Source organism: Endozoicomonas sp. (genome assembly GCF_051008435.1).
Classification (GTDB): Bacteria; Pseudomonadota; Gammaproteobacteria; order Pseudomonadales; family Endozoicomonadaceae; genus Endozoicomonas_A.
The window spans coordinates 1-6,493 of record NZ_JBPCXO010000091.1 but is presented as its reverse complement, the minus strand read 5'-3'; the positions used below and the strand labels follow the sequence as shown (position 1 = coordinate 6,493).

The 6,493-nt window shown below is 46.1% G+C and carries 5 protein-coding genes and 2 pseudogenes; 3 read left to right on the top strand and 4 right to left on the bottom strand.

Translation table 11 applies throughout. From position 1 onward, the window contains the following. Positions 1–41: 41 nt before the first annotated feature. From ACR2PX_RS04035 to ACR2PX_RS04025, 3 genes are all read right to left on the bottom strand, one after another. The gene (locus ACR2PX_RS04035) at positions 42–266 is read right to left on the bottom strand and encodes a nucleotidyl transferase AbiEii/AbiGii toxin family protein (protein WP_433998078.1); all 225 of its coding nucleotides are present in this window, start codon (positions 264–266) and stop codon (positions 42–44) included. 42 nt (positions 267–308) lie between these two features. After that, a complete protein-coding gene (locus ACR2PX_RS04030) occupies positions 309–1,091 on the bottom strand; it encodes a type IV toxin-antitoxin system AbiEi family antitoxin domain-containing protein (RefSeq protein ID WP_433998077.1) in 783 nt (260 codons plus the stop codon). 204 nt (positions 1,092–1,295) lie between these two features. Next, complete coding sequence (locus tag ACR2PX_RS04025; protein WP_433998076.1) at positions 1,296–1,946, bottom strand: class I SAM-dependent methyltransferase; 651 nt, start codon at positions 1,944–1,946, stop codon at positions 1,296–1,298. A 251-nt stretch (positions 1,947–2,197) separates the two neighbouring features. On the opposite strand from ACR2PX_RS04025, the gene ACR2PX_RS04020 reads away from it, so the two are divergent. Further along, on the top strand, positions 2,198–3,190 hold the full coding sequence (locus ACR2PX_RS04020) for a hypothetical protein (RefSeq protein WP_433998075.1): 993 nt from the start codon (positions 2,198–2,200) through the stop codon (positions 3,188–3,190). Between the two features lie 446 nt (positions 3,191–3,636). Here the strand turns inward: ACR2PX_RS04020 and ACR2PX_RS04015 are convergent. Continuing rightward, positions 3,637–4,992 (bottom strand): annotated as a pseudogene (locus ACR2PX_RS04015) (IS1182 family transposase); the annotation flags it as partial. A 244-nt stretch (positions 4,993–5,236) separates the two neighbouring features. Between ACR2PX_RS04015 and ACR2PX_RS04010 the strand changes: the two are divergent. Together ACR2PX_RS04010 and ACR2PX_RS04005 are read left to right on the top strand one after the other, a co-directional pair. Then, positions 5,237–6,334, top strand: a complete 1,098-nt coding sequence (locus ACR2PX_RS04010) for a hypothetical protein (protein WP_433998074.1) — start codon at positions 5,237–5,239, stop codon at positions 6,332–6,334. Beyond that, positions 6,331–6,493 (top strand): annotated as a pseudogene (locus ACR2PX_RS04005) (IS701 family transposase); the annotation flags it as partial. The gene ACR2PX_RS04010 and the pseudogene ACR2PX_RS04005, both read left to right, overlap by 4 nt.

Here is a 6,493-nt window from a genome sequence, read left to right as displayed (position 1 = left end):
AACGAGTCGAATTATTCGATGGATTCGTGAGAATAGTTGACCTATTTAATCGAATTCATCGAATAATTGGGCCGTTCTTTCTGGAATTTAGGCCGAAATAGTCTTAAGTCCGACAGGCTCCTAGGGTCAAGGGGAAGATAGGCAAGATCAATGTCGACAGATAATCGAGGTAGATCTCTGATAAACAGATTGATGGCAGTACCACCTTTTAGCGCAAAACAGGATTCCCGGGCAACCATGGGTATGATTTGAACCAATAATTGCATCTGTTCAAAGTATCGGTTTTTCTGTGGCATGTTCAGTGAATACTATCCTTGATGAAGTTTAAAACTGTTAGGTACAGTGATCTGATATTTATGATCAAGCTTGCCACCTTTTACTACCTGACGTTTACCCTGGCCCAAATCGATCGCAGTGATATCCAGTCTTGAATACCACTGGTGCTGGTAAGATTCCCCTATAAACAGTAGAAGTCGTTTAACCTTTACGCTGCTGCACTGTTCCAGTAATTTTTGAAGTTTACGGGGTCTGAGACTGGTGGCTCCCTGAACGATTTCTGCAGCATATTCAAAAGACAGGGTATTAGGCACTTGCTGCAACAGTTCAAGTACGGCTCTTTCGGCTGAAGATACGACCAGTTTCTGGTCGGAATAGGACAGTGTAATCAACCCATGATCTTTTTTATCCGTCGATCGAGATTCGTTAAACAGCCGTCGGGTATGCCAACATAGCCTGACATTCCATTCGTTGTCGCTAAACCATTTCGGCAGCTGGGTACCCTGAACACCATATAGATTCAGGGTTTCTTGCCCAAAGGGAAGGTAATGCACCAGCCCATGCAAAGATAGGGCACTCAGTCCACCCACCCAAACTTCTTTTTCGAGTTGCTGTTGAATGGCTGCAACGGCACCAGGCCAGCCCACCCGATCACCACATCTTATATACGCACCGTGTCCAACAGGGCTTAGCCAGCCACTGTTAACGTACTTGCGAACCAGCATCCGGCTGATACCTTGCGATTCCAGCCACCGGGAGCTTGCCACCTGACCGGGTTGCCAGTTCTTGAGCAATAGGTTTATTTTATTTCTCATAATGTATACCTAAGGGTTACATATAGTTATAAATTATAAACCTATTTAGAGAGTTTTTACTGTTTTGGTTTAATAATTATTAAAATATGTAGTCTTTAAGGTGACAATTACTATAAATAATAAACTGTTTTGACGACTGCTTTTATCTAAAGCCAGGCACTTTCAGAGCAGAATATCCTCGGTAATATGCAACTGGTCCCGCTATTAGAAGTCCTTTGGCTTGCTCAAAAAAATAACATCCTGAGCTTCAAAACTGAGCGAGGCGTGCCAGTCCTCAGCAAGGTACTGAAAGGTTTCTTTCGAGTAAAAACAGACATGAGTAGGGTCATTTTTGTAATGCCAGCGGGAAAATGCTGTCTGATCGATCACCAGTTTGGTCATTAATGCCAGTGTTCCGCCGGGTTCTATCATATTCCAGAGTTTGGGCAACCAGACATCGGGCTGGTGAATATGTTCGATGACCTCCGTTGCAGTAATAAAATCATAAGTTTGTGTCAGCGCCTTTTCAGCCGGGTGAAAGAAAGGGTCGTATAGTGCCATACTCCAGCCTGCTTCGGCCATTATTAAGGAAAGTGTCGGACCTGGGCCACAACCAAAGTCGAGTCCTTTGGCATCGGTTATGAGTTTTTTCTTGAGTGGATCGGTGATTCTGGACAGAAATGCTCGATACCCCGGATCGGTAGCCTCATTTTCATGAAGCTCGTACTCGGAACGTTCCTGTTTAGCACTGGGCCAGGTTTCAGGATCAGCAAAGACCAGTGAACAATGAGAGCATTGGAAATAGTCTCGTCGTTTGTCGCTGGAATAGGCAGAGGAAGAGGAATGACACAATGGACAGTGAAAGGGCTTAGTCATTAGATGCACTTTGAAAACGTCTTATCCCAATTATACAGAGACTCTTGATGGATCAGTATTGCAGAGCTGGAACTTTATTGTTTGGGTAACAACGCAGTGTTTTGAAAAATCAAATTTCACCTGTGCCTGTCCAAAACATAAGGCCTCCTTACTATCTAAGCGCCCTGTCTAAAAATAAGAAATTGAAGCTCAGTTTTAGACCTATCCTTAGCAGTCCTGTTTAAAAGTTTTCATAAAAATGGACTGACATTATGTTGAATCTACCCTTAAAGAGCTTTATTTGCGCCTCGGCATTACTGACTGCCAGCGTAACTTCATGGGCTTTAGAATCAGAGTCTTTGGGGATTACCTCTCCTGAGGTGTCTCCTACACCTGCAGTCAGTAACGACGCTATCTATGAGCGGGCATTTTGTGGAGGCAATCCGTGTGTCGATCTGACTATTTCGGGCCAAACATTCACTTTCCTGATCAATACCGGTGAATATTATACGGTGGCTGAAAGTGAAGTGATCAACCTGTTTTCCTCACAACCCAATGAAGTTGAGGTGAAGGACTTCGAGGGAAGGCCTTCACCTTTAACTTTTTATCAACCCACCACCATGCGCCTGGGTGGCGTTAAACCCCTTCGATCTTCGTACCCCGTTGCTAGTAAGAGTGTTGGTGGTTATAAAAAGAACTATGGGATAACTGGTATCCTGGGGGCCAGAGATATGGTGGGGCTGGTCTGGGATATCGATTATGAACATCAGCGGCTTAAAGTCTGGAGATCATTCAACGAAAATACAGCGTCTTTTTCCGTTCATTCAATGATTCAGGGAGTGGGTCTCGTCAAAAAAGCTTTACCCAGCACGCAAGTGACGCTGGCAAAACATACCTTTATTCTGGAGTTGGAATTATTGGAGCCAGAAGATATCCAGATCAATCATAACTTCATTAAAGTGCTTGAAGACGCATCAGCCATTGAAATCAAAGGCTCGAGAGTTTTGGGACGTTTTTTTGAAAATGGTTATAAAAATGGTGCTCAGTACACCATGACAGAAGGTAAGCAGGATACATCGATCGGAGGGTATGATTATCATAACATATTCACTGTTTCTGCCGGTTTTGATCAACACATAGGTCGAGGCTTTTTTAGCCGGCAAAAGCGTGTGGTTATCGATCTGAAAAATAACCAGCTATGGATTGTTCCAGACGCTGCTTATGACAACTGTCTCGCTGAACTCTCAGATGACGGTTCCGACTAGATTTTTCGTGGAGGCAAAGCCTCCACGTATAACCTCAGTGTTTTACCCAAAGGCGTTGTTCTGTCAGTGATGTTAATGGCGGAGCAATATGATCAGCTCTAAAAGCAGGTAACGTCTCTGCCTATGGATGTTTTTATGGGCACAAAAAGAAACCCGCGCCTCTGGGGGAAGAGTGCGCGGGCTAAGACCATTAGGAGGTGTCCTGAGGTCTTGATGGTTGTAGGGCTTGCGGGGTGGTTTGGGAGTGCTGACCTAGGAGCCTGTCGGACTTAAGACAATTTCAGTGAGAAAGTTTACCTGATGGCTCTCCTGTCCATTCAAGCTTCTATACAAACTGTTCTCACCTTCACCATTTTTTCCCATAAATGGTAAAACAGCGTCCAAAAGACTCTGTAGGTGGCTAGAACCTGCACCAGAGTTAACCAATTTTTGATGTCTGACATCGCCATGGCAGACATCTTCTTCAAATTGAAGCCTGTACACAGCAAATCCCATTCGGCACTCACCGCTGCAAAGCCACGAACCAGAAACTGGCGATACCCCATAATTTCTTTCTGTATTCCGAAGGTCGGCTCAATCGTGCTTTTTCGTAAAGCATAAACAGCTCGCCCTTCCTTTGTTTGTAGCCGCCATCGCATCAAGTCTAATGCCGTCACATCGTCGCCTTTCGGCATGGGATCATCAGCTTTGAAGCGCTCCATTAACGGCTTGTTGTGGGCATCTCGCTTTTCTGCGATGTAGGGAGTAGCGCCGTAGTTATCCACAGCAGACACATTATTTTCGCTGAAATAACCTGTATCTGCCAGAAGCGCTTCTGCCTTGCCAAGCTCGTCTTCACGGGTAGCCAGTTCTTCAAGGGCTGGCTCTATTTGTTGCTTGTCGTTTGTTGCCTGAGTAATGTGTTTTTCTACAATCAGCCCACTATCAACATCAACGGCAGCCTGCACATTATAGGCTTGCTCGAAGCCACCTCCTGAGGTCGGCATAATGCGAGAATCAGGGTCTGATAGGTTGACCTGTTCTTTGTCTTTTGGGCCCGATTCAGGCGCTTTGGGTTCTTTGCCTCTGGGCTTTTTACCCGATTCTCTGATGGCCTCCCGGCGAGCCACTTTCTCTTCGTATTCTTCCAGTTCTTGCTGGTAACGCTCCTCGGCACGTCGCTCTATTTCAGCCTTTGCCTCGGCAATGACAGCAAGACGATCTTCGCGACGTTCGAGTTCTTCCGGAATAGAGAGTTCTTCAGGCTGGTCTTCTGCATCAGCCTTCTCTGCCATTTTCAGGAGTTCATCCACTTCAGCCTTGAGCTGTTTTTCTAACTTACAGGCATATTCATAGCTGAGTGCCTTATGCTTACTGGCATTGGCTTTCATCTTGGTTCCATCCAGGCTAATGGTTCCCATTTTCAGCCACTGGGCTTTTTTGGCAATCATTAGAATCTGGGTGAACAGATCGCTAATCTCTTTGCGAAAACGCTTGCGGAAGGTATTGATGCTATCGTGATCTGGGTGCTCATTGGCGCAGATGTAACGAACAGCAATAGAGTCGTGAGTAGCCTTCTCCAGTTTCCGACTGGAAAAGACGCCAGTCGCATAGCCATAAAACAACAACGAAATCATGAGAGATGGATGCCAGGCCTTAGAGCCTCTCCCGCTATAAGCCTTGATAAATGGGTCAAGATCAAGTTGCTCAACAATCTCTACAACAAAGCGAGCAAGATGACGTTCCGGCAAGTAGTCATCAACACTGGCTGGAAACATGTCGGGAGTACTGCGGTCAATGGTTCTGAAAGTCCATTTGTTCATTTGTCAGAGGTCGTTGTCCTGAATAGTGGATGCTGATAATTATGCCTGATTTTTGTCTTAAGTCCGACAGTCTCCTAGACTGCAGGCTAATACGGTCATGTGTAATTGAGTCGATTGAATGAAACGGGTCATCTGGCTATCCTCAGGCTTTTGTTTTTCTCTTCTGTTTGTCTTTACCTTGGCTGCTTCAGATGATGTACCGTCACTGACCTGCAATCTCACCAACAGTGACAGGGAGTCCATAATGCCTTGTCCACAAAAAATATGCGACACTGATCGTATAAAGCTGACTTGCGATGTGGGTGTGCCAAAGGGAGCTACATTATGGAGCCTTGAGGAAGGTATTTGTGATCTGAAAAATGATGAAATCGTTCTACTTCAGTCTGGGTTGACGCGTTGCGAAGTCGGCGAATTTTCGTGCGGCGGCTTTACTGCTCACAACCTGGATCCTGGCGAAGACGACCAATGTACCGTTTCCGAGCTTTATTTTAACGCTAATGCAAAGGGTGTGAACAATGGTTCGATCATAGAGTGCGCTAATATTGGACTACGGAGCGAAGAAATAACAAGCTTTACGTTAAACCGGTGGAACAGTCAGGAGCTGACTCCTGTGATCATTAACACGGATTCAACGTTCAGTGGTCATCATTTTACTTTATTCTGGCAGAAGGGGGCGCAGGAAAACCTCTCTGACCAATATCAGCTAAACATCAGCCCGCCAACAGACGACTGTGACCCGGATTGCATAGTTGGCGCAAATGAGGGCTCTCAGACGTATAACTTCACTTTTACTCATCTTGACCAGGAGAGCTATCATCTGACAGTAACAGTCAATGATGCTTGTTATGGCCAGCCACTTAGTAATTCTCTGGTTATATCCAGAAATACGTCCAGCACTTCTGGCGGTGGTCCCTTGATGCCTGAACCTGCTGCCACGGTGTTTTTAACAACCACGACTGCTACGCCTCTGGACGGTTCAGGGGCTGAAGGGGAAAATGGCAGCGTTTCTGACACCTTGATACCAGCCCCTGCCACCACGACACTTTTTAAAGTCACCCCTGTCACAACGTCCCTGGAAAGTATCGGCTCTGAAGGAGAAAGTAACAGTGTTTCTGGTACTTTTACGCTTGCTTATACCGCATCGGTGCTTGTTAATACCACTCCTGTAATAGCGCCCCTGGAAAGTCCAGGCTTTGAAGGAGGTAGTCCCCGTACCTGGATTGTTGCGACGGCGACGGCGGCTGTCGGGGGGGCTGTCCTGATAGCGATAACAGGGAGTGTCATGGCAATCTGTATACTCATGTTACGCACTCAGCAAAATCTGCCATGCTTTAGAGCATGAACACAGAGCTGTTTGAGCTGTATAGCGATTACCTGCTGTCCTCATTCGGCAAAACGACAGCCACACAGCTGTCATCTTTGCTGGGCGGCGCATACAGCCATGATCAGGTAACACGCCTTCTGTCCTGTAACCACTTCGACAGCAAAACTCTTTGGTACC

What these genes read in the sequence shown, in the direction of transcription:
- ACR2PX_RS04035 (WP_433998078.1), bottom strand. Translation starts at nt 266, where the DNA reads ATGCAATTATTGGTTCAAATCATACCCATGGTTGCCCGGGAATCCTGT.
- ACR2PX_RS04030 (WP_433998077.1), bottom strand. Translation starts at nt 1,091, where the DNA reads ATGAGAAATAAAATAAACCTATTGCTCAAGAACTGGCAACCCGGTCAG.
- ACR2PX_RS04025 (WP_433998076.1), bottom strand. Translation starts at nt 1,946, where the DNA reads ATGACTAAGCCCTTTCACTGTCCATTGTGTCATTCCTCTTCCTCTGCC.
- ACR2PX_RS04020 (WP_433998075.1), top strand. Translation starts at nt 2,198, where the DNA reads ATGTTGAATCTACCCTTAAAGAGCTTTATTTGCGCCTCGGCATTACTG.
- ACR2PX_RS04010 (WP_433998074.1), top strand. Translation starts at nt 5,237, where the DNA reads ATGCCTTGTCCACAAAAAATATGCGACACTGATCGTATAAAGCTGACT.